Origin of the sequence: Chryseolinea sp. T2 (genome assembly GCF_037203685.1) — a bacterium.
Lineage (GTDB): Bacteria > Bacteroidota > Bacteroidia > Cytophagales > Cyclobacteriaceae > Chryseolinea.
This window is the reverse complement of sequence record NZ_JBBCAU010000003.1, coordinates 1,003,916-1,026,602: the sequence shown is the minus strand read 5'-3', so window position 1 is coordinate 1,026,602 and position 22,687 is coordinate 1,003,916. Positions and strand designations below refer to the sequence as shown.

Here is a 22,687-nt window from a genome sequence, read left to right as displayed (position 1 = left end):
TTTATGATTGGTGGTACGATTGGTACTCCATCGACTGTGCGACTTAATTCAGCGGAGTTTCAACGCATTCGCGATTTCATCTTGGAAGCCTGCGGAATAAATCTCAGCCCGCCGAAGCGGGTGCTCGTTGAAAGCCGTCTGCAGCGAAGACTTGCTCAGCTTCAAATTTCATCATTCACCGGCTATTGTGACTATGTCATGACGCCCACCGGTATGAGAGAGGAGCTGGTTCACATGATTGATGCTTTGACCACGAATAAGACTGACTTCTTCAGGGAACCGGTACACTTCCGGTTCCTGCAGGAGGAGGTTTTACCAGCCTGGCAGCACAGTAGCACTTCAAGACCTTTTAGAGTATGGAGTGCGGCATGTTCGAGCGGGGAGGAACCCTACACGCTTGCAATGCTGCTATCTGATTGGGAACAGGATTATCCGTTTCAGTTTAGAATAACAGCAACAGACATTTCAACGAGAGTGCTTGAAAAGGCTGTGCTTGGAATATATCCTGAAAGAAGTATCGCAGACGTGCCGATGCCATTGAGAAGAAAATATTTGCTACGAAGTAAGGACAAGGATAATCCTACGGTGAGGTTGGTACCTTCACTCAGGTCGAGGGTTTTGTTCAAGCGCCTCAACCTTATGGACAAGCTGCTGGATGTGGAATCGGATTTCGATGCGATCTTTTGTCGCAATGTGCTGATCTACTTCGATCGCCATACTCAGATGCAGGTACTTAACAAATTGTGTCAAAAGCTTAGATCCGGCGGGTACCTGTTTATTGGGCACTCGGAATCAGTGCATGACATGCAACTTCCCTTGCGGCAAATCCAACCAACCATTTTTCAACGCAGATAGCCGAAGGGTGCCAGCATAAGATGAGTGGCACAGAATGAAAATTAAAACGGGCCAGCGGTTCTTATTCCACTAAACCCTTTTGATATGGCAAAGATTAAAGTACTTATCGTCGATGACTCTGCTGTTGTGAGACAGACGTTATCGTCAATACTCCAGGCAGATTCAGATATCGAAGTGATGTCAACTGCGTCTGATCCGTTTGTTGCTGCTCAGAAGCTCAGTAAGGAAGTGCCTGATGTTATTACGCTAGACGTGGAGATGCCACGGATGGATGGTTTAACATTTTTGCGAAAGATCATGTCGCAGCATCCGATACCCGTGGTTATTATTTCCAGCCTCACGGCAAAGGGTACTGAAACTGCTGTTCAGGCGCTGGAGATCGGTGCTGTTGATGTAATTGAGAAAAGTTCTCTTAACGCTGACAGTCTTCAGGAGACAGAACGTAACATCATTCAGGTGGTTAAGGGAGCTGCGCAGGCGATTGTCCGAAGGAAGTCAATCTCGAGCAATAAGGTAGAATCAATGACTCCCACCACGAGAAGCATGCTTAAGACCACTGAGCAGGTTATTGCTGTCGGGGCCTCAACGGGAGCGACAGAGGCCGTATTGAATTTACTTCAATCAATGCCAATTGATTGTCCCGGTATAGTTGTGGTACAGCATATGCCTGAGATGTTTACGCGCTCGTTCGCCGAACGCCTTAACACTGTGTGCAAGGTCACGGTTAAAGAAGCGCGTCATGGTGATAGTATTCTTCGTGGACATGCGTTAATCGCGCCAGGCAATAAACACATGGAAGTCCGGCGGAGCGGTGCCCGTTATTACGTGAGCATCCGAGAGGGCGACCCAGTTAACCGTCATCGCCCCTCAGTGGATGTGTTGTTTGATTCCGTTGCACGCGATGTTGGAAGAAATGCCATTGGTGTACTGCTTACCGGAATGGGGGCTGACGGTGCACGAGGTATGCTCGAAATGAAAAATACCGGTGCGAAGACCATCGCACAGGATGAAAGCACATCGGTCGTATTTGGGATGCCCAAAGAAGCCATACGATTGAATGCTGCCGACAAAGTGTTGCCGCTAAACAAAATTGGTGCGTACATTCTGGCAAACTGTATATGATTATCGGTTTAACTAGACGATCAACGTTTATCGCTCTCCAGGTTTGGATAGCGATCGTAATCTTGCAGACTGCAGGCCATGCACAGGATAAAAAGCGGATTGCAAGGGGTGCTTACAATGCTTTCCGGCAGCCTGATATAGAAGACAATTCGTTTTTGATAGAAGAGGCTTTTAATCAGCCGATGGGTGTTATTCAGCACATCTTTAATGTGAACGTCAACGCGTTCCAGTCTCGCGACGTGAGTTACTCATTCACGCAGGAGATTCCGCTAACTGACAAGGGACATCAATTGAGTTATTCGCTGAGCTATCAATCACACAATGTTATTGATAGTTCCGTACATAAAACTGTGACTGGTTTTAGTGATATATTTGTAAGCTATCGTCCGCTGATCACTGATGAAACTCGTTGGGCAATGATTATTCCACGACTCACAGTTATTATTCCAACAGGCAAGGCGTCAGATGGTTTAGGAAGCGGTGCCTTTGGGCTTCAACTTGGCCTTGCTGTTACGAAGCGATTTTCGCATCAGCTCATCACACACTATAACTTAGGTTGTACGACATTCTTTGGGTACGACAGCTATGCGATGGTCAATGGCGACAAAACGTTAGTCTATGAGAGAACCACTGCGGACCCGAATGCCGGGGTAGGAATTGTTTGGAATGCCTGGCAGAAGTTTAACTTTCTTCTGGAAAGCGTCTCAAGCAGAAGTAGCCTTATTCAAGGCGACGGACTTGTCGATCATTCGTGGCATCACCTTGTAAACCCCGGGGTGCGGTTTGCCGTTAACGCCCGACAGTTGCAGCTTGTTCCCGGCGTAAGCTATCCTATCGACATCGTTGGAAGAGGGTGGCAAGGGGCACTTTTTTATCTATCCATAGAGCCCGACTATCAGGGTGCTTTTCGCAAATGACTCAACAAGCAGCGTGGGATGCAGCCAGTTTTTACACTTATCTGCCTTACGACTGTTATTAGTGGAAATCTTACGTCAGTAGTCCATCAGCCGGCTATGTAGAATCTCAAGGAAGGTTTGCCACGATTTTTGCAATCCAGGAGAAGAGTTTGCCGTTACGTTAACCCATTTAAACGTGAATACCCGTTATTCAATTGCAAAGCTTTCCAGGGGCCTTAAGGAAAGAAGCGTCGTAGTTTCTTTCGTTGTCATTGCCTCGACATTGCTTATCCTGCTGCACGCCTTTTCGCTGCGGATTACATCAGCCGTGCGTTCCTATGTAAATGGTGAATCACTTTATGCCAAAGGCCAGAAGGATGGCATGCACTACCTGCTCATGTATGCGGACACTCACAATGAACATTACTGGTTGCAGTTTGCTTCTTCGTTGCAAGTGCCTATCGGCGACAGCTTAGCGCGTAAGGCAATCACAGAAAACAAGCCCGACCACGAGATTCTTGAAGGATTTCTTCAGGGCGGGAATCATCCGGATGATGTTGAAAACATGGTCTGGCTATTCCGAAATTTCAGGACGGTATCGTTTATGGAGGAAGCCATTCAACTATGGAAGGAAGCCGATGTGCAGGTTGGTGAAATGCATCAACTCGGAATTGATGTCCACAGACGCATCGGCGTCAATGACTTTCCTGCCAGTGAAATTCCTGTTCTAAGAACGCGGATCGAAAAGCTCAATGTAGAACTTCATAAAAAGGAGAAGGAATTTAGTGCTGTAATGGGAATAGGTGCCCGCCGTATTGAGCGATGGTTGCTTTATGGTGATATTCTTTTCACCCTGTTAATTGTTGGAAGTGTTGGGTATTATTCTTCGGCGATGATACAAAGGTTGTCAGCAGCAAACCATAAGCTCAAGTGGACGCTTGACTTTGGTGGTCTGACCAGTGGAATGTTTGATCTTAAACGCATGGAGCTGACCTTAAATCCGGAACTTCTCAATCTCCTTGATGTGAATCCGATGGCGTTTACAAAAATATCAGTGGAGTCTTTCCTAAAGCAATTTGTTCGTGAAGAGGATCACGCTGCTATTAGAAATGAGCTCAAGTCACGTCAGCAACTGAACAAGTATTCCCATGAATTTGAAGTGGAGTTTCACGTACATACAGTAAAAAAGCAGAACAAGGTTTTGCGGCTTAAGGCGCTGGCATCGGGTAACCAGGCGTTTGCTGTAATCCATGATATTACGTCGCTCCGAAAACTTGAACTTGATTCGCTTGCGCTTAAGTTGAAAGAAAAAGAAGACGAGCGAAAAAGAGTTTCTGATTTAATCGAAGGACAGGAACTCGAACGCGCCCGATTGAGCAGGGAGATGCATGATGGATTGGGTCAATTGTTGAATGGTATTCAGTTTAACCTTGAATGCTTAACAGAAGCAAACCTGCCGAAAGTAAAGGCCAAGGTGGTGGGTCTGATCAACGACACGCTCACTGAGAGTAAACGAATCTCCTCCAACCTGCTTCCTTTGAAATTGATGGACTTCGATCTGAGTACTTGCATAAGCTCACTGTGTGAACAGGCAAGTTCTGATCGGATTAGAGTAATCTTTCAAACCCAGCCATTTCACGACGATTTCAACGGGCAGCAGCGTTTGACACTTTATCGTATTATTCAAGAGGGCATACAAAATGCTGTTAAGCACAGTGACTGTAGTCGCGTTTTCGTTCAGATGTATTGCGATGAACATGCTTTACGCATCAGCATCGAGGATGATGGAAGCGGGTTCAACAAAGACATGGCTCTCCACAATAGTTATGGACTCCGAAACATTCGCTATCGCACAGAAAGTCTAAATGGAAAATTTGAGATTGAATCGAGTGCCGAATATGGAACATTGTTAAGTATTTCAATTCCTAATTGTAAAGAAGTATGAACCCCATCAGGATATTTTTGGCCGACGATCACATGGTTATTCGTGACGGACTTCGGGCACTGCTTGAGCGAAACGGTTCGTACGCAATTGTAGGAGAAGCTTCCAATGGAAGCGAAGCACTTGAAAGAGTTGCCACTACAACGCCTGATGTGATCTTCCTGGACCTTTCCATGCCAGGAATGAATGGCATGGATACTGCCCGTCGTCTTCGTGAGGAGTTCGGCAACGTTAAGGTGGTGATACTGTCTATGCACAATGAGCTGGAATATATTGTGCAGTGCCTTGAACATGACGTGATGGGTTACGTAGTGAAGAACGATGGCGGCAAGGAAGTGATCAAAGCATTAGAGGCCGTCGTGGCGGGCAGAAAGTATTATAGCGATGCAGTAGCCCAGGCAATCATGGGCAAATACAGGCAACAGCGCGCGGAGGTGTTGAATAGGAAGCAAGTGGTTGTAGAGATCACGAACCGCGAAAAGCAAGTGATGGAACATCTCGCGCAGGGGCATACAAATAGTCGCATCGCGGATGATTTGTTTATCAGTATAAGAACCGTTGAAACGCACCGCGCCAACTTGATGAGAAAGCTCGAGGCTAAGAATTGTGTTGAGCTGGTGAATAAGGCGCGTGAACTGAATTTCATCAGGTAATCCGCACAAGCAGGCTTACGGTGGTGGGGCCGGGTCATTTCTGATCGCAATTTATCAAGGCCTTTCAGGCGCGGTAACTTGCAGAGCTATGGTCATTTTACCTATCTTATAAGACCCAAACCGTTTGCTGCCATGGTTGAAGAGTTTAACCTTCGTTCCCGACCTAGTTCTGCCCAATCATCAAAGAGCAAAACCAAATCAGAAGACTGGCGTAAAGGGTTTCGACGATTCAACAGCGTGCTCAAGGACGCGTCGCTAGCTGTAATACGCCTTGCCATTTTGGTGCTCGCTTTGATGGTGATTGCCATGATAGTCAGAGAGCTCACCAACAAAGATTTCTCCATTCAAAGCGTAAGCCCACCTCAGCAGTTTGAGAATGCCGGTTACTCAGGTACAGTTTTGGCGGATAGGATTTACTATCAGCTAAAGCGCATTGTAGACCAGGAGCGCGTAGAAGACATTGCTGCTGAGTATGAGGAGACGAACAGAACTCTTGATCTCAATGTGGAAGTTGTTGGCATTGGAGTGCCGGTCCGAAGTGTGACGTCGGTGTTATCTCATTTCTTCAATGTTGGAGGGGGGAGGCAAATCACGGCAGATATTACATTGGATGGAGATACGGCAATTCTTAATCTGATGATCGACGGGCGAGTCGAGAGGCGTAAGGTTGAGAAGACAGCTGGTATGGAGAAACTTGTTAACGACCTGGCACTAGAGGCGGCGACAATCGTTCTTAAGTATGCGGACCCTTATACACTTGCACGTCATTATCTTTTGGTAGATGCACCGGCTCTGCATGATCTTGCTACATACTTGCTTTCGCGATACCAGGGGCATCCAAAGCTTGAGCCTCTTGGCTACTATGCTCTTGCCGGAGCATATCTGACCGATGGCCGGTACACAGTGATGGAGTCTGTAGCGAAAGAGGCGTTGATTCTATATCCACATGATTTAAACCTTCATGCTGCATTGGGAACTTGCCTTCTTGCTCAGAAAAGGTGGGACGAAGCGAAGCGACAACATTTGAAAATCATTTCTTTATTGAAGCCTGAGACTCCATTAAACAGGAAAGTGCTGTCCTATTTTAACATGAGTAATGTGATGTATAGTACCGGCAATCGTGATTCAGCAAAGATGTATGCCTCCCGGGCAATCGCAGTCGACAATGGTTATGCCGACGCCCATGTGTTCTGGGCCGTACTTGCACTTGAGTCTCAGGACACAGTGGCTTGTTTACAGTCGTTGAAAACGGCTTTGAGTATAGGCTACCCAGTTGAGAGGCTTCGAGGTTACGCTCAGTTGAAGGGGATTGAAAACCATCCGGAGCTTGAGGCATTGAAGAGGAGATATGGAAGATGATTTCGATGCTGGAAATACGAAACACTATAGGCTAAGACGCAGAGAACAAAGACCACCCGAAGGTGGCCTTTGTAATTTCGTAATTCGCAGCCACTGATTCCTTCTTCTATCAGTGTCCACCACTATCATGTGCTGAAGCCTGCGCGTCCCTCACATTCTTTTGCACCGCTACGGCAGCGAACAGGGACAGCAAAAATGAAAATGCATAGAATCCTTTCTCACTTGGCAACAGTTCAGCATTCCATAATCCAATTGTGAGCAGTACGATCGCGAGGATTGTCGAGAACCAACTGAGTCCGTAATAGATGTCGGTAACGCGGATGTTTTCGAGTCGATCGCGTACGGCCTTTTGCAACGAGATGACGGAGAATAGTCCATACATCAGGATCGTGAAGTAGTACCCCTTTTCATTGAGTTGCATGTCGGATCGCCAGAGGCCGATCAGATAACCGATCATGCCGGTGCCAAGGGCAACCCATGATGCGCCGATGAATGCATTGGATGGTTTGTTATTCATAAGTATTTGTTTTGGTATCTGGGGTTGGGAAATCTATTGTGCATCAGGACAAGTGCCCTCAATCAAGAGAGAAAGGTGTGCAGTAACATTGTGGAGCGTTGCCCATCTTGGGGGAAAGATTTGACAATTGAACGCCGGACGAAAGGCGATGTTGCAGTAACGTTGGTCGTTTTGAGAAAAGATAATTACGAGGAATTCTGTCACAAAACATTAACGAGCCGATCTGCAGTAAAATTCATTCGCTTTTTTTCGTACATTCAATAATCACCGCGAATACCTCTAACTCCACTTGATATGAAATATGTTGTAGTCATTGTTTGTCTTGTCGTGATGACGGCATGTGCAAAGCGTGAAGAAAGTGCTCCCGCTCCTGTGGCCGAAACCAAACCACAGCCGACTGAGTTCGCCGATCCTAAGTTTGTCGACATCGGAAAGAAGGCTTTGGCGGATCTGAACGCCAATAATCTAGATGGTTTTATGACCAACTTTTCAGAAAACTCAAGGTACTATTTCTCTGCCGGCGACAGTCTAATAGGCAAGGCCGCCATCTCAGCCTTTTGGAAGGATCGGTTTTCATCGCTCGTTGAATCGGCGCAGTTCTACGATGATATCTGGACTCCACTTAAAGTGAATGTTTCTCAAAGTCGTTCTGATCTGCCTGGCGTGTGGTTGTTGTGCTGGTATCGGGTGAACGTCACGTATAAGAATGGAGCGAAGCTTAATTACGCCGTACATACTGATTTTCATTTCGACGGATCGGATAAGATAGATCTCACAGTTCTTTACATGGACAGGGCACCGATCGTGGCAGCACTTGCTAAGAAGTAGGCGATGCGTCAAAGCATGATGCGGTAATAATATTGTTACTTTGTCAGTAACCATTCCGAAAATCTCCGGTACTCTCAATACCGTAACCGGGCGCCATGGCTACTGTTATCCGTGCGCACGTTTCAATGTACTGTCAAATAATGCCGGTTCAGTTCAGATTTCCAGCACTTCATTCCTGGTGCCGGATTGGACTGCTTGTGCGTTGGTATTTTTCGGTTGTCTATAAACAATAAACCGCATTTCCCTATGCTGTCGAACTATCTCACGATCGCTGTCCGTAGTCTTCTTAAGAAGAAGCTCTATTCCTTTATCAACATCTTCGGACTGGCGCTGGGCGTTGCCATATGCCTGGTGATCCTGAGATACGTTGACTTTGAACTAAGCTACGACACACATAATGAAAAGGCTAACCAGATCTTCCGTACAAATACTGCCAACTACCGCAGCGGTGAGTTACGCAATAAGAGTATTCTCTCGGGCTATGCGCAGGGGCCGGCGATGCTTCAGGAGGTGCCGGAAATCAAGAGCTATATTCGTACCCATCCGATGTATGGCGGTGCTGTGCTCACGTATCAGCGTCCCAACGGAGAGCCTGTCGCTTTCAGTGAAGATAAAATCCAGTGGGTAGATTCTACCTTTTTTGACGTATTCACTTATAAGCCCATCGAGGGTAACCTCAAGAATGCACTTCAGAAACCTAATTCAATTGTTTTAACTAAGAAGGCAGCTGAACGGTACTTTCAAAAGGGGGATGATCCACTTGGTAAACTCATTCAGATCTCCGGTGGCTGGCACGATGGACCATACGAAGTAACCGCAGTTATCGAAAATGCGCCTGAAAACTCTCATTTTGTTTTTGATTTCATTCTGCCGATTCACAACCTCCTGACGAGTGAACAATATAAACAGGATGACGGATGGGGATGGAACAACTTCGTTACCTACGTTGAATTACATCCTAATGCGTCGCGCATATCGGCCGAAGGCAAGTTGCCTGCATTGGTCGACAAATATCGAGGCGAGCATCTGGCGAAATCAAACAGTGGTGTTGTCATTACGCTTCAGCCGGTCCTTGATATTCATCTTACTACCGGATTGGAACATGAATCAACTCCGACGATAAGCCCGTACACGATTTATTTCTTTGTATTGATTGCCGTCTTCATTCTGGCGATTGCATGGATCAATTATATCAATCTTTCGACGGCGCGCGCCATGGAACGCGCACGAGAGGTAGGTATCAAGAAGGCAGTTGGTGCGATGAAGAGTCAGCTCATTTCGCAGTTCGTGTTCGAGTCGGTGCTGGTAAATCTTATAGGTGTTGTCGTCGCAGTTCTTATAGCCATAGGGTTGTTGCCTGTGCTGGGGCAGATCGTCGGGAAGACTCTGGTGTTTAATTTCGCTGATGTGCGATTCTGGACCATTCTGATGGGACTCTTCTTGATCGGGTCGCTGATATCAGGTGCATATCCAGCGTTTCTGTTGTCGTCGTTCAAGACCACAGAGATATTGAAGGGCAAAGGAGAAAAGGTAGTGAAGGGATTTTCAATGCGTAAGGCATTGGTCGTTTTTCAATTTGCTGCTTCGCTGATATTGATTGCCGGAACGTTTGCCATTTATCGTCAGATGATCTTTATGCGCAATCAGGATAAAGGTTTCTCGATGGAAAGAATGCTTGTGATCAATGGCCCACGCGTAATTGAAAGACAGAATTCCAGGGACCGCCTCATCAGTATGAAGAATGAACTGAAGAAGATTCCAGGAGTGTTGGCCGTGGCTACGTCGGCTGCGATTCCCGGGGGCGGATACAACTGGGGCACCGGCATACGCAAAGATGGAACCGCGGCGGAGGCAAACAAGAGCGGCAGCATCGTTTGGGTTGATCCTGATTTTATCAAGACGTACGACATGGAGATGATCTCGGGGCGCGTGTTCAATCCGGAGATAAAGTCGGATATGGAGTCCGTTATCGTTAATGAGTCAGCAATTGAAACCTTCGGACTTGGCAATACCGAAACAGCACTTAATGAACGGCTCATCCTGGGAGGAGGAGATACCGTGGCGATAGTGGGGGTGTTGAAGAATTACAACTGGAGTTCGCTTAAACAGGGGCATACGCCTATGCTTTTCAAGGCTGATACAATTTCCGCGCGCAACTATTCAATCTTGTTGAAGGGCGGTAACATTAGCGAGATGATATCACAAATCGAAACGCTATACAAGGAGGTCTTCCCTGGTAATCCTTTCGATTATTATTTCCTTGAAGACTACTTTAACAACCAATATCAGGCCGATCAGCAGTTTGCAAAGATCTTTGGTGCGTTTGCCATTCTCGCGATATTTATTGCCTGCATGGGCCTGTGGGGACTGGCATCGTTTACAACAAGTCAGAAACTTCGGGAAATCGGAATACGCAAAGTCCTTGGTGCATCGGCGCAAAGCATCACCACACTGCTGTCGTGGCAATTTCTGAAGCTTGTTTTGATCTCTGGTATCATAGCCCTGCCGTTAACGTACTATGGCATCAATTCATGGCTGGGGAATTTTGCCAACCGCATAGGCATGACCTGGGATTTGTTTGTCGTTCCAGTCGTGATCCTTGCCCTGCTGGCGTTGTGTACCGTAAGCATTCAGATTCTCAGAGGTGCGCATATCAATCCTGCGAGGATATTGAGGTCAGAGTAAGGTTTCTCATGATCGCGTTCTAGCCGATCTAAACGTTCCCTTAAATAATGTCAGCAGGGATATTGATGCAGATGTTGTGGATGATTAGCCACATCGAAAACTAGCATACTTGGCTGCGGCCGGGCCATCTAATATTGTTTGCATGAAATTGATTACGTCTATACTGGTACGATTTTGTTGTTGAGCTCATCATAGATCATCAAAATTGTAACAGCTATGAATCCTCTCAGAATACTAGCGGTGATTTTTTTCATTGGTGCTTTCACATCGTGCACATCGAGGAAGAGCAGTGAGACGAGCTCAACATCGGAAGACTCTGCCGCCGTGCCGGGTGTTGGTGTCGCGCCGGATAGCTCAAGGGCAGTTTCGGACTCTACGATCATGGAGCAGCAAAAGGATACTGCGTCAAGAAAGAACTGATGCTTGCTTTTGAGCTTGTTATGGTGTAAGAGTTTAAAAATCTCCTAAGAGGGTGATGTTGCGACGTCTGATCGCGCGCCTGTCAGCACGGCCTATAAATGGACATCCGCTGATGTTCAACAGTTTAGCTTTTGCGTCCGTTTCTTGACCGGGTTCTCGGGGCGTATTTTACTATCTTGCGCGCCCGAATTAATACGGACAATGTCATTATTCGATCAGCCAAGCTCAGCACCGAAAGAATCTCCTCGTCCTAAATTGCCAGCAGGCACTCCCACTGATTTTGAAGTGGGATTTCTGTTCAATTTTGCCACGTCGCGATCGTCAAACTTCGATCTCGAGGCGGTTCTCATCTACAATCGCGGAAACATCACGGAGTACAAACGTATTTCACTTAATTCACAAATAGCACTTGGGTTTTTGCAAGGTCTTGATGAATCATTCTACAATGAATTCATGGAGTTCTCTGATAATAAGATCCTGAAATGGATGACTGCAACGGGCAATCAATTCGTTCAGAACACCACGACAGGATCCTGGAGGCACAGCTCAGGTCGCGAACTCAAGAACCTGCGAAAACATTATCGCAATCTATTGCAAAAGCTCTGGCCGCGACTCACCGCGTGGCCGAAGTTATTCATCCTGAAGACTGGACGCTTCAATAATTATTCTCCCGAGACTATTCGCATCAGCAGCGCAGTTCCGGAGATTCGGTTATCGGCCGAATTAAAGAAGGATACTATTGTGTTGAAGTTGAATTTATTCCTGGATGGTCAGCTTTCAAAACTTGTGCTCTATCGCAACCTTTTGCTGGAGAAGCACGGCGTGCTCTACCTTCCGCCAGACACAGAAGCGCTTCAACTGTTCGAGTTGTTCGCGCCAGGGGATCTTTCTTTTCCTCTTTCAATGAAGATGGAGGTGGTGAAGAAATACATTCTTCCCTGGCTTGCAAAGTATCCCGTTGACATCAGTGATAAGCTCGACATCACGTTATCAACGTCTACAATGCAGACGCGTGTTGCTCTGAGTGAGTTGAATGAATCAAGCCTGATGATTCGTGGGGAATTCATCTACGAGGCGACGGTGGTAGAACATGGTGCTGAAGAGAACCTGGTTATTGAGGAAGAGACGAAGGACATTAAGAGGAAAGTCGACAAGATCAGGATTGTGCATCGTGATAAAGAGGGAGAGAAGCGTCTGCATGAATATTTGCGTACGCTTCATTCCACGTTTTCGAATCAGCGCAACAATTCATATTACCATCTGCCTTTTGATGAGGTGATGCGCAAGGGATGGTTTATCGATATGATGCGCAAGGTGCAGGAGCAGGGCTATCCGATTCATGGCTTGTCGTCGTTGCAAAAGTTTCGTTATACCACCCATATCCCGAAGTTCTCTGTTGCCGTGACTTCAAACGGTGAAAGCTTTGACCTGAACATTCATGTTCACTGGGGTGATCAGGAAGTGCCATTGAAGGAGATCCGAATGGCGATCATGAATTGGCAGGATACGATCATGCTCAGTGATGGTACGCTCGGACATATTCCCGAGGAATGGGTTAAGCAATACAGTCTGCTGCTGCGTACTGGTAAGGAACAGAACGGTGTACTGAAGGTGAGCAAGATGCACTTCGCGCTGCTGGAGGATCTTCTTGAAAACATGGATGCGGGTAGCCGTAGCGAGATGGAAGATCGCAAGCGTAAGTTGCTGGGATATGACTCGATTGAAAAGGCACCATTGTCGAAGGCGATCAAGGCGTCATTGAGACCGTATCAGATGTCGGGATTTCACTTCATGCAGGCGTTGGATGAGCTTGGCTGGGGAGGATGCCTTGCCGACGACATGGGTCTTGGAAAGACATTGCAGACGATATCGTTCCTGCAGTTTGTTAAGGAGAAGTATCCAGGCAGCACGCAGCTGGTGATTTGTCCGACGAGTTTGATATTTAACTGGGAAGGTGAATTGCAGAAGTTCGCTCCGACGTTGAAGTTTCGTCGTCACTATGGAACGCAGCGTGAGTTGAAGGATGAGCATATTGAGGATGTCGACGTAGTGCTCACATCCTATGGAACAGTTCGTAACGATATTGAGGAATTGTCGGGCGTGCTTTGGCAATATATCATCCTCGATGAGAGTCAGTTTATCAAGAATCCCGATGCGCGCACAACGAGGGCGATACAGCAGCTTAGATCAGTGAACAGGATCATTCTCAGTGGTACACCTGTACAAAATAATACATTTGACTTGTTCTCGCAGTTTAACTTCCTGAATCCGGGACAGCTCGGTAGTCGCGAGTTTTTCAATCGCGAGTTTGCCGTACCTATCGACAAGCTGGGAAGCAAGGAGAAGGCGCAGTATCTCAGAAAGCTTATTCATCCATTTACGCTGAGACGTACCAAGGAACAGGTTGCGACAGATTTACCCGACAAGACCATCACGGTGTTGTGGTGTACAATGGAAGCCTCACAACGCAAGCTCTACAATGAATATCGCGATGGATACAGGTCGAAGCTGTTGAAAAAGATTGATGAGGAAGGGATCTCCAAGTCGGGACTGGAAGTATTGGAGGGATTGCTACGCCTCAGGCAGATCTGCGATCACCCGGTGCTGGTAAATGATAATGACGAATTGCGTGATAGTTCTGTGAAGATCAATGAGCTCATTCGCGAGGTAACAGAGAATGCGGGACATCACAAACTGCTGATCTTTTCGCAGTTTACGCAGATGCTACATTTGATAAGGGATGAGTTCGAGAAGGCTGGCATTGAGCATTGCTATCTCGATGGGAGCACATCATTAAACAAGCGCCAGGAGGAAGTAGATAAGTTTCAGAACCACGAATCGATTAAAGCATTCCTTATCTCGCTCAAGGCAGGTGGTGTGGGCCTCAACCTCACGAAGGCTGATTACGTTTACATTGTGGATCCCTGGTGGAATCCGGCGGCTGAGGCACAGGCAATTGACAGGGCGCATCGCATCGGTCAGCAGAACAAGGTGTTTGCTTATAAGATGATCTGTAAGGACAGCGTGGAGGAAAGGATACTGCAGTTGCAGGAGCGGAAGAAGAACCTTGCTGATGATTTGATACAGGAAGACTCGAACTTTGTGAAGACGCTGTCGCGGGATGATGTGGAGTTCTTGTTTGGGTAATTTGTTAATTATCAGTTGAGGCCGGTTTCGCTCCTGCAAAGTGCGGCGTTTTATTATTATCTTAGTGGGTTAGCTGAAACAGCAGTCGAGGTTAGCCGTCACTATTTACAGGTAAGAAGCTTCCGTCAGTGCGCATTCGGCAACAGAGCACATCAATGAGAAGTGGTAATAATCCATATCCCAGGACGATACTCGTTTATATAGCTTTGTCATGCGCGTTGACCCACGCCATTGCCCAATCCTATGGCGAGCTTGTTCATCAGGCTGACTCCTGCTTTAAGATTGGTGAGTATGACAATTCCATGAAGTTCTACTCGCAGGCGTTTGCGATCAAATCGACAGTGCCCCGTGACCTGTACAACGCAGCGTGTTCGGCGGCGCTGGGTGGCCAGAGTCACTTTGCCATGGCATGGGTGAAGCTTGCTGTGGACAACGGCTGGACTAACATAAGTCACCTGGAAAGCGATGCCGACTTGAGATCGCTTCACGGATTGCCGGAATGGGCCCAGGTTACCAACGATCTCAGGAACAAGCGCGAGGAAATCGAAAGCAAATATGACAGGGCACTGCAGCAGGAATTGCTGGCGATATACGATACCGATCAAAGTCCGAGGCGTCAATACTCGTATTACAAGCGGCTGATACCAGAACAAACGGCCAAAGCTGATTCGATGTACAGGATCATTCGCCGCACGGATAGCCTCAACGTTATCAAAGTGACTGGAATCCTGGATAAGCACGGATGGGTGGGAAATGAACTTGTCGGAGATCGGGCGATGGATGCCATTTCCATGGTCATGCATCACGCGGACTTAAAGACAGCACTGAAGTATCTGCCGTTATTGAAGGAAGCAGTTGATCGCAAAACCTTACCACCCGTGTATCTCGCGCTTATGGAGGACCGCATTGCTGTAGGTGAGGGGCGGGAGCAATTGTATGGGAGTCAGATCGGGTACAATGAAGAGACTAAGCAATACTATGTAATGGCGTTAAAGGACCCGGAGGATGTGGATAAACGCCGCGAAGCTGTTGGACTCGGCCCGATGAGTGACTTCACCCGGATGTATGGGTTTAAGTGGGATCCCAACTCGAAGTCGAAGTAAGAAATCCTTTTACATTTTACATTCAGAGTTTTGTGTTTTGCGGTTTTCAATTCTGAGCATTTGGACCCACCCTGTTCACTCTGCATTAGCGACCTGGTCTCCTTTTGAATATCAAACTACATTAGAAACTAATTTTCCCAACCACCCGTTAAATTTGTTTTGAGTGCGTGTTGTACTCTCATGCATATCAGATAATGGAACACTCAATAATTGAGCATATCATCGCTCTTTTCTCTGGCGCCGATGAGCGGAACTGGACGAAAGTGAAATCGGTACTTAGTCAGCAGGTAGTGCTGGACTACTCCTCCATGACGGGTGCTCCCGCGACTTCCGTTTCTCCCGAACAAATTGTGGCGTCCTGGTCTTCGTTTCTGCCCGGATTCAACAGGACGAATCACCATTTGTTCGACTTTAAGGTTGACAGGAAGGATCGTGAGGCCGTTGTAACGTATGGCGGGAAGGCCGACCACTATCTCAATGAAAGCGTATGGACGGTTGAAGGGACCTACACAACAGAGGTAAAGCTTATCAATGGCATCTGGTTGATAACATCTCATACGTTCCATTTCCACAGGCAGAGCGGCGATACGACGCTACCTGGTCTCGCGCAGGCTAATATGGCAATCAGGATGGTCGTTCAAAAGAACAGGGAGGTTGTCAATAATTTCTTTGTTGCCCTTGAAACGCAACGCTTCGAACTGCTGAAAGAAGTATTTGACGAAAATGGAAAACAACTCAATCCCTATTCGCCGGGTGGCTTTCCTAAAAGTTTTGATGGAGCAGAAGGAATCTACAAACAGTATAGCGGTTTGACAGCCAACTTCGGCCAGATGAAGTTTCCCAGACGGATCTTTGCTACTGAAGACCCGAACTTCTTCTTCGTTACATTCAAAGGTGAGATTGAGATCAAGGCTGGTGGAAAGTACGAGAATGACTACTTGGGAACCTTTAGATTGTCGAACGGGAAGGTTATTGAGTACACGGAGTATTTTAATCAGGTGGTGATGGCGAAGGCGTTTAATATAGATTTGAGGCCTGGGGATTGACTTGATAACTTATTATTTGTCTTCCAGTTTACGCTTTACGACATCTGCCGGATACTGCAGCGCGAGGTCCCTGATCTTATAGCTAAAGTCTTTGAAGGTTTCCTCCCAGAGCTTTGCTTCCTCAGGCGTGTACTGATGAAATCCATGCGCGTTGGCAACACCTTTAGCGCCGTCTTTAACGATATCGTCGATGAGCTTTGGGACCTTTGTGTCGTTGCACAGGGTTGGGAACAGATCTTTCATTACCGCATGATACGCCTGCACGCCGGTGAGGTCCATCCATCTGAATACGCCGCACAACGTCATCCAATAGCCCGGATTATTACGGCATGCGCGGTCTACGTCTTCAACGGTGGCGTATCCATTTTCAACGAGGTAGAATGCTTCGCGATACATCGCGTACATAAGCCGATTCGTAATGAAACCACGTATGTCTTTGCGAACCAACGTCGGCTCCTTTCCCCATCCTTGCGAAATCGAATAGAGAAGTTCTCCCCCGGAGGCGTCACTTTCATCTCCACAGATCACTTCAAGGAATCGTGTAGTGTGAGACGGCTCGGCCCAGTGCAATCCGAAGAATCGTTGAGGATGCTTGGTCTGCTTTTGTAGGATACTAATGGGTATTGCTGATGTGTTGCTGGTTAACAATGCGTCGTTCGAAATTGCAGACTCAATCTTGTCGAATACATTTTTTTTGATTTCAAGATTCTCCAGTGTGCACTCGATGACTAAACCACATGGCGCAAGTTTTTTATAGTCTTCCGTAATCGTCAGGTTGCGCAGATAGAAATCAGGATCTTTATCGATCAATCCTTCTTCACGTGATCGAACCAGGTGAGTGGTAACTCTTTCGAGTGCCGTAATCATATCTACCGGAATTGGAGCGACTGCGATTACCGGATGATCGGCCATGATAAGGCAAGTCGTGATACTGCAGCCCATGAGGCCTAGTCCCACGACGCCGACTGTTATTTTCTTTTCCATGCAGGCTGAAATAGCTTGGTTGTGATCAATAAGTGGCACGACCTCCCGTGAGGTCGAACGTAAACCCGGTCGTGAAACTGTTCATCGGCGAAACAATGTATATGGAAAGGTTGGCGACTTCATCCAACGTGCCGCATCGTTTCATGGGGATTTTGTCGGTCATATAACGGACCTGCTCGGGAGGCATGGCATCGACGAGGGCGGTCTGAACAACGGCCGGGGCCAGCGCATTCACGGTAATGCCACTTTCGGCGTATTCCTTTCCCTGCACCTTCGTCATTCCAATAACGGCAGCTTTTGACGAGGAATAGGCAAGCATGCCTGCATTACCTTCCTTGCCGGCAATCGAGGCAATATGGAGAATTCGGCCGTAACGTTTTTTCAACATCCACGGCAGCACATGTTTTGATGTGAAATAACTTCCCATGAAGTTCACATCGAATACTTGACGTACGTTCGATGCGTCGGTCTCGTGACTCTTGATGTTGGTTATGCCCGTGATGCCGGCGCTGTTAATCAGGATGTCTATCTGTCCGAATTGATCGCCGATCTTTTGAATGGTTTGACTCACCTTTTCTTCGTTGGTGATGTCGACGGCGTAGCGGGTCATCTCTGCAAGAGCGGGCTGCGTTGTTAGGCTGTCGATCTCTTTATCGAGGAGGACGAGCTTTGCTCCCAAAGAAGCCAGTTTTTTTGATATCGCGAGGCCCAATCCGGAAGCCGCGCCGGTAACGACGGCAATCTGGTTGGTAAAGGTGAGGGGTATTCCAGTTTCTGAAAGGGTCATGGTAATCGCTAGGGATAGATAAATTTAGAGAAGAAAGTGGTGGGAGCAACAGAGAATACACCAGTGGTTGACGACCGACGGTTGAATGATCGCATTTTTATGAAACACAACGGACATCGGTTCAGCACACGGTCGAATTCGTTGCTTAGCGTTGCGTTTTAGTGATGTGGGCATTTTATAAAGGAATGATCAACTGCACGCTTTGCGTAATTCTACTCCATTGTGCAGATTAATAAATCCTACTGGAACTACCTGCGTGACGAATCAGCGGCAAATTGTCCTGGCGTCTTTCCAAATTGTTCTCTGAAACACTTATTGAAATAGGATACATTACTAAATCCCACAGCGTAAGCGATCTGGGTTACATTGTCACTCTTTTGTATTAGCATGTCCGCAGCGCGATGCAAGCGCATCGTTCTTAAGAATACACTCGGTGTCTGTCCAGTCAATGCCTTAATCTTTCTGTATAACTGTGTATGGCTGTAACCCACTTCACTGCTGAAGTCCTCTATCGTAAAATTTTCATCCTCGATATGTTCTTCAACGATAGTAGATAACTTCTTCAGGAACTTTTCGTCCAGCGAAGGAAGTGTGATCCGGGTTGGCCAAAGTCTGGTCTCGTGAATAAAATGCTCGTGCATTTTCTGTTTCGCTTCGATCCTGTTTCTGATGATCAGCTTCAGCTCCTCGGCATCGAATGGTTTCGACAGGTAGTCGTCCGCGCCGATTTCCAATCCCCACAGTTTGCTTTCGCGATCAGCGCGCGCCGTTAGCAACACAACCGGGATATGACAGGTGAGCTCTTTCATTTTTAAAGCCTGGCATAGTTTGTAGCCATCCATCTCGGGCATCATGATGTCGCTCACAACAAGATCAGGCACCCCTTCTTCGGCCTTCATCATTCCTTCTTTTCCATTTCTAGCCTCTGTGACCTGATAATTGTCAGACAGGATGCTTCGAATATAATGTGCCATGTCGGGATTGTCCTCGACTATCAGTACCCTGTGTTGATGCAGACTTGAATCCACTTCGTGGTTGTTGACATGACGGTCGACTTCCTGATTGTTAGTAGCGGATTGATCAAGAATTTTCGGTGCGACCGAGTTGTTTCTGTGAAGCCGATGTTTCAGTAGTGGAAGTGTAACTGTGAACGTGGTGCCAAGACCTTTCTGACTGGTAACGGAGATCTTGCCACGGTGAAGGTCCACGAGTTCTTTTGTCAGAGTGAGTCCAAGACCGCTGCCTTCATAGCCGCGCGTTTGTGAATTGTCTACCTGATAAAATCGATCAAAGACTTTGGTTAGGTCATCCTTAGCTATTCCAATGCCAGTATCGGAAACGACGACCTCGGCATATTTTCCTACGACCCGCAAGCTTAATACTATTTCGCCACCGGAAGAGGTGAACTTGAATGCATTTGACAAAAGGTTGTGAATGATTTTTTCGATGTTGGCCGGATCGGAAAACATCTCTAGTTCCCTGATGTCTGAATGGAAGAAGTAACGGATATTTTTTCCTTTGGCCAGGGATTCGTAAGAGGACGTTATCTCACGAAGTAGCTGAACCAACTCCACATCTGTAGCATGAAGTGCCAGGTTGCCCGCATCTATTTTGCTCACATCCAGCAATTGATTAATAAGCCGAAGCAAACTCCTCGCGTTTCGGATTACTGATGCAAGCATTGCTTTGTGTGACGTGTCCTTGATTTGGTTTTGTAAATCCGACAGCGGACCAAGAATGAGCGTTAATGGTGTACGAAATTCATGCGATATATTGGCAATGAAGTTTGATCTCAGCTGATCCAATTCAGCCAGGTGCTCATTTCTATGTTGGAGCCGCACTCTGTTCAAGTCGTAGTTGCGCCATAGCGCTACGGTTGCAATGGTAGCCAGCGCATAAAGACTGAAGGCCCACCACGTGCGCCAGGGAGGAGGAAGCATTGTGACATGAAGGACTCTTTCTGCGTCGCTCCAGACACCGTGATGGTTTGTGGCTTGGACCCGAAAAAGGTATTCGCCGTCGGGCAAACTTGTGTACGTTGCAGTTCTGCTAGAAGAGGTGCCTTCGATCCACACCTTATCGTATCCTTCAAGCTTGTAACGGTATCGAATCTTGTCAGGCATCGTGAGTTTCATTGCAGAAAACTCTATTGAAAACTTGTTGTGTTTATAGTCCAATACAAGATCCTTTAATACGCTTACGTCTGACTCGATGGTGAATCTGGAATCACCAGGAATGGTGCGGCCCTTCACGGTGATATTGTTCACCTGCAGGCTGGTCAGTACCGGTGTTACCTTTTCGCGTGACTTAGCGAATGCATTTGGATCGAATAGTGAGATCCCATCAGCGCTAATGGCAATGAATGCTTTTTTTGAGGTCTGCTCCGCATCTATGATGTGAGCATTCTCGAGGCCTTCACTTTCGTCGAATGTTGATATCGTGCTGTCGGTCCTGTCGAAACACATTAATTTGCTTCCGTCGTACAGCCATAGTCTTCCCGATTGATCTTCCTGAATCTTTTTTATAGCGATACCTTTGAGGATGGGTGTTTTTGAGATTTGGAATCCGGATCCGGATGCAGTTATAGCGTGCAGGCCGCGTACAGTGCCGAGCAGTAGCATTCCATCAGACGTTTTAAAGAATGAAACGGGGCCCTTCTCGTCGGTGCTGATGATCTGTTCCATTTCATAACCGCCTGGTCTGTCCGTTAATCTTCGATAGCGGCTGACTCCGTTTTCATCTGCACCCCATATCGAGTTTTCATCTTCGGGAAAGAATACATTTCCATTTCCCTTGTCAAACCGCTGAACTGAGCCTTTGCTACCATATGGAATTTGAAGCGCAACACGCGATAGCACTGAACCGGGTATGCCAGACACCCAAAGATTATCATTTGTGTCTTCCCACATATCTATGATCGGACCATCGTGTATCGTGTTAATATTCTGTGGATCGTGCTTCAGCACTATGACTGGCCCGCGTCCGATGAGTCCTGTAACGGGATCGATAGGATATCCCACCAGCTTTTGCTCCCATCTGTAGTTTAACCAGAAGTGGCGCCTGCCTTTGGAAACATTGTTTACAATGCCGTGGATCTGCTGGACATACTGAAGGCCTCCCAGTTCACTATTAGAAATATTGCTTATCCATAATGAATCAGGCAGCGTACCGGAATGAGTGCTCATCATTAGATGGTCGCCACGATTGGTTGTGAAGACAGCGTTTCCCCACACAGTTCCCCGTTTTAGTCTTATGTTTTGGAAATGCAGGTCCTGTCTTTTCAGGACACTAAGTCCGCGGTTGCTTAGTGTCCAGACATTTTGATTGGCGTCAATAATTATGTCGGTGGGGTCGTTCGTTACCAACGACTGCGGATCAGTCGCGTAATGCCTGAACTTCATAAGGCTGCAATCCTTTGGATTGTATCGAATCAAACCATCACCCCAGTTCGCGAACCACAACATTCCTCCGGTGTCACATCTCCAGACACTGATAAGACTCCACAGTCCGAGATTATGAGGAGTATAACATTTTTGAATGATGGTAAGATCGTCTGTAATCTGAATCAGACTGTTGCCAATACTGATCCAGTTATGAGGATCTTTATCATGCGGACATTGAAGAAAGCCGGCGATCCTGCTGTTAAAAAACAGATCTTCATCTTTTGGCTCACACCTGGGGCGGCTGAACATTTTTGATGATTTATTAAAGTCCCAGAGTCCTGAAGGAGTGGCAAGAAGAAGACAGGAGCCCCGGTCTCTGATATCAAATATTGTATCTTGCAGATGTGGTTGACTTTTGGATGAAACGTTGAGGTAGTGATCAACCTGCCGATTGAATAGGTTGTAGCAAAACAAACCGTAATCAGTGCCCACCCAAAGGGCAGAATCATTCTTGTCGAATATTTTTGATGCTACATATTTAGCACCAGGCAGGTTGATCTCATGCTGCATAAATGCGTCGAGGTAGCGTTCGTATCGTGCCAGGCGGTAAGGGCCATTGAGTCGCTGATCTCCTCGCTTATCAAAAATCCATAAGTTTCCTGAATGATCTGTTTGGGCCAGGCCCATCACAAACTTCAATGCTGATCGGGATGAGTCATCGGGATCATACTTAAAGACTTTAGAGTTGTAGCCGTCAAATCTGCGCAACTCTCCGTCGTACTGAACCCAGATAAATCCGAGGCTATCACAGGCCAGAGAGTACGCGTCGTTGCCAGGTAGGCCGTCATTACTTCCAAAATGTTTAAAGTAGTAGTCGGTTTGTGCGAAGCACGCCGTTATAGCCAGGAGATACAAGGCTACAATCATCCAATGACTCCTGTCGGAGAATGTGCGCATGTG

16 protein-coding genes are annotated in these 22,687 nt (G+C 47.0%); 11 read left to right on the top strand and 5 right to left on the bottom strand.

The window, feature by feature from the left end; translation table 11 throughout:
* Window positions 1-3: 3 nt before the first annotated feature.
* The 6 genes from WBG78_RS14145 (at window position 4) to WBG78_RS14120 (ending at window position 6,827) form a co-directional block, all read left to right on the top strand.
* Entirely contained in the window at window positions 4-855 is an 852-nt protein-coding gene (locus tag WBG78_RS14145; protein WP_337327080.1) for a CheR family methyltransferase, read from the top strand.
* Between the two features lie 84 nt (window positions 856-939).
* Window positions 940-1,977 (top strand): protein-glutamate methylesterase/protein-glutamine glutaminase, encoded by a 1,038-nt coding sequence (locus WBG78_RS14140; RefSeq protein ID WP_337327079.1) that lies wholly within the window; start codon window positions 940-942, stop codon window positions 1,975-1,977.
* On the top strand, window positions 1,974-2,894 hold the full coding sequence (locus tag WBG78_RS14135) for a hypothetical protein (protein WP_337327078.1): 921 nt from the start codon (window positions 1,974-1,976) through the stop codon (window positions 2,892-2,894). The genes WBG78_RS14140 and WBG78_RS14135 overlap by 4 nt, the downstream gene beginning before the upstream one ends.
* A gap of 175 nt (window positions 2,895-3,069) precedes the next feature.
* A complete protein-coding gene (locus WBG78_RS14130) occupies window positions 3,070-4,818 on the top strand; it encodes a sensor histidine kinase (protein ID WP_337327077.1) in 1,749 nt (582 codons plus the stop codon).
* On the top strand, window positions 4,815-5,468 hold the full coding sequence (locus tag WBG78_RS14125) for a response regulator transcription factor (RefSeq protein WP_337327076.1): 654 nt from the start codon (window positions 4,815-4,817) through the stop codon (window positions 5,466-5,468). Before WBG78_RS14130 ends, WBG78_RS14125 begins: the two co-directional genes overlap by 4 nt.
* 132 nt (window positions 5,469-5,600) lie before the next feature.
* Window positions 5,601-6,827, top strand: coding sequence for a tetratricopeptide repeat protein (locus WBG78_RS14120; protein ID WP_337327075.1), 1,227 nt, complete (start codon window positions 5,601-5,603; stop codon window positions 6,825-6,827).
* Between the two features lie 109 nt (window positions 6,828-6,936).
* Here the strand turns inward: WBG78_RS14120 and yiaA are convergent, their stop codons facing one another.
* The gene (yiaA, locus tag WBG78_RS14115) at window positions 6,937-7,344 is read right to left on the bottom strand and encodes an inner membrane protein YiaA (protein ID WP_337327074.1); all 408 of its coding nucleotides are present in this window, start codon (window positions 7,342-7,344) and stop codon (window positions 6,937-6,939) included.
* Window positions 7,345-7,638: 294 nt separating this feature from the next.
* Between yiaA and WBG78_RS14110 the strand changes: the two genes are divergently transcribed.
* Window positions 7,639-8,172: a hypothetical protein gene (locus tag WBG78_RS14110; RefSeq protein ID WP_337327073.1), complete on the top strand. Its 534-nt coding sequence runs from the start codon at window positions 7,639-7,641 to the stop codon at window positions 8,170-8,172.
* A 246-nt stretch (window positions 8,173-8,418) separates the two neighbouring features.
* Window positions 8,419-10,857, top strand: a complete 2,439-nt coding sequence (locus tag WBG78_RS14105; RefSeq protein WP_337327072.1) for an ABC transporter permease — start codon at window positions 8,419-8,421, stop codon at window positions 10,855-10,857.
* A 158-nt stretch (window positions 10,858-11,015) separates the two neighbouring features.
* Here the strand turns inward: WBG78_RS14105 and WBG78_RS14100 are convergent, their stop codons facing one another.
* A complete protein-coding gene (locus WBG78_RS14100; RefSeq protein WP_337327071.1) occupies window positions 11,016-11,240 on the bottom strand; it encodes a hypothetical protein in 225 nt (74 codons plus the stop codon).
* A 238-nt stretch (window positions 11,241-11,478) separates the two neighbouring features.
* Here WBG78_RS14100 and WBG78_RS14095 point away from each other — a divergent pair, with 238 nt between their 5' ends.
* From WBG78_RS14095 to WBG78_RS14085, 3 genes are all read left to right on the top strand, one after another.
* On the top strand, window positions 11,479-14,424 hold the full coding sequence (locus WBG78_RS14095; protein WP_337327070.1) for a DEAD/DEAH box helicase: 2,946 nt from the start codon (window positions 11,479-11,481) through the stop codon (window positions 14,422-14,424).
* A gap of 155 nt (window positions 14,425-14,579) precedes the next feature.
* A complete protein-coding gene (locus WBG78_RS14090; protein WP_337327069.1) occupies window positions 14,580-15,527 on the top strand; it encodes a DUF6624 domain-containing protein in 948 nt (315 codons plus the stop codon).
* A gap of 194 nt (window positions 15,528-15,721) precedes the next feature.
* The gene (locus tag WBG78_RS14085) at window positions 15,722-16,573 is read left to right on the top strand and encodes a nuclear transport factor 2 family protein (RefSeq protein ID WP_337327068.1); all 852 of its coding nucleotides are present in this window, start codon (window positions 15,722-15,724) and stop codon (window positions 16,571-16,573) included.
* A gap of 12 nt (window positions 16,574-16,585) precedes the next feature.
* Here WBG78_RS14085 and WBG78_RS14080 read toward each other — a convergent pair whose 3' ends face one another.
* From WBG78_RS14080 to WBG78_RS14070, 3 genes are all read right to left on the bottom strand, one after another.
* A complete protein-coding gene (locus WBG78_RS14080) occupies window positions 16,586-17,557 on the bottom strand; it encodes a 3-hydroxyacyl-CoA dehydrogenase family protein (protein WP_337327067.1) in 972 nt (323 codons plus the stop codon).
* A 25-nt stretch (window positions 17,558-17,582) separates the two neighbouring features.
* Window positions 17,583-18,344, bottom strand: coding sequence for an SDR family NAD(P)-dependent oxidoreductase (locus tag WBG78_RS14075; RefSeq protein WP_337327066.1), 762 nt, complete (start codon window positions 18,342-18,344; stop codon window positions 17,583-17,585).
* Between the two features lie 248 nt (window positions 18,345-18,592).
* A complete protein-coding gene (locus WBG78_RS14070; RefSeq protein ID WP_337327065.1) occupies window positions 18,593-22,684 on the bottom strand; it encodes an ATP-binding protein in 4,092 nt (1,363 codons plus the stop codon).
* Window positions 22,685-22,687: the final 3 nt, after the last annotated feature.

Bases quoted from the DNA above. Each gene is read 5' to 3' on its own strand.
- WBG78_RS14135 (WP_337327078.1), top strand. From the start codon at position 1,974: ATGATTATCGGTTTAACTAGACGATCAACGTTTATCGCTCTCCAGGTT.
- WBG78_RS14110 (WP_337327073.1), top strand. From the start codon at position 7,639: ATGAAATATGTTGTAGTCATTGTTTGTCTTGTCGTGATGACGGCATGT.
- WBG78_RS14090 (WP_337327069.1), top strand. From the start codon at position 14,580: ATGAGAAGTGGTAATAATCCATATCCCAGGACGATACTCGTTTATATA.
- WBG78_RS14095 (WP_337327070.1), top strand. From the start codon at position 11,479: ATGTCATTATTCGATCAGCCAAGCTCAGCACCGAAAGAATCTCCTCGT.
- WBG78_RS14075 (WP_337327066.1), bottom strand. From the start codon at position 18,344: ATGACCCTTTCAGAAACTGGAATACCCCTCACCTTTACCAACCAGATT.
- WBG78_RS14070 (WP_337327065.1), bottom strand. From the start codon at position 22,684: ATGCGCACATTCTCCGACAGGAGTCATTGGATGATTGTAGCCTTGTAT.
- WBG78_RS14140 (WP_337327079.1), top strand. From the start codon at position 940: ATGGCAAAGATTAAAGTACTTATCGTCGATGACTCTGCTGTTGTGAGA.
- WBG78_RS14125 (WP_337327076.1), top strand. From the start codon at position 4,815: ATGAACCCCATCAGGATATTTTTGGCCGACGATCACATGGTTATTCGT.
- yiaA (WP_337327074.1), bottom strand. From the start codon at position 7,344: ATGAATAACAAACCATCCAATGCATTCATCGGCGCATCATGGGTTGCC.
- WBG78_RS14085 (WP_337327068.1), top strand. From the start codon at position 15,722: ATGGAACACTCAATAATTGAGCATATCATCGCTCTTTTCTCTGGCGCC.
- WBG78_RS14100 (WP_337327071.1), bottom strand. From the start codon at position 11,240: ATGATCGTAGAGTCCGAAACTGCCCTTGAGCTATCCGGCGCGACACCA.
- WBG78_RS14105 (WP_337327072.1), top strand. From the start codon at position 8,419: ATGCTGTCGAACTATCTCACGATCGCTGTCCGTAGTCTTCTTAAGAAG.
- WBG78_RS14145 (WP_337327080.1), top strand. From the start codon at position 4: ATGATTGGTGGTACGATTGGTACTCCATCGACTGTGCGACTTAATTCA.
- WBG78_RS14120 (WP_337327075.1), top strand. From the start codon at position 5,601: ATGGTTGAAGAGTTTAACCTTCGTTCCCGACCTAGTTCTGCCCAATCA.
- WBG78_RS14080 (WP_337327067.1), bottom strand. From the start codon at position 17,557: ATGGAAAAGAAAATAACAGTCGGCGTCGTGGGACTAGGCCTCATGGGC.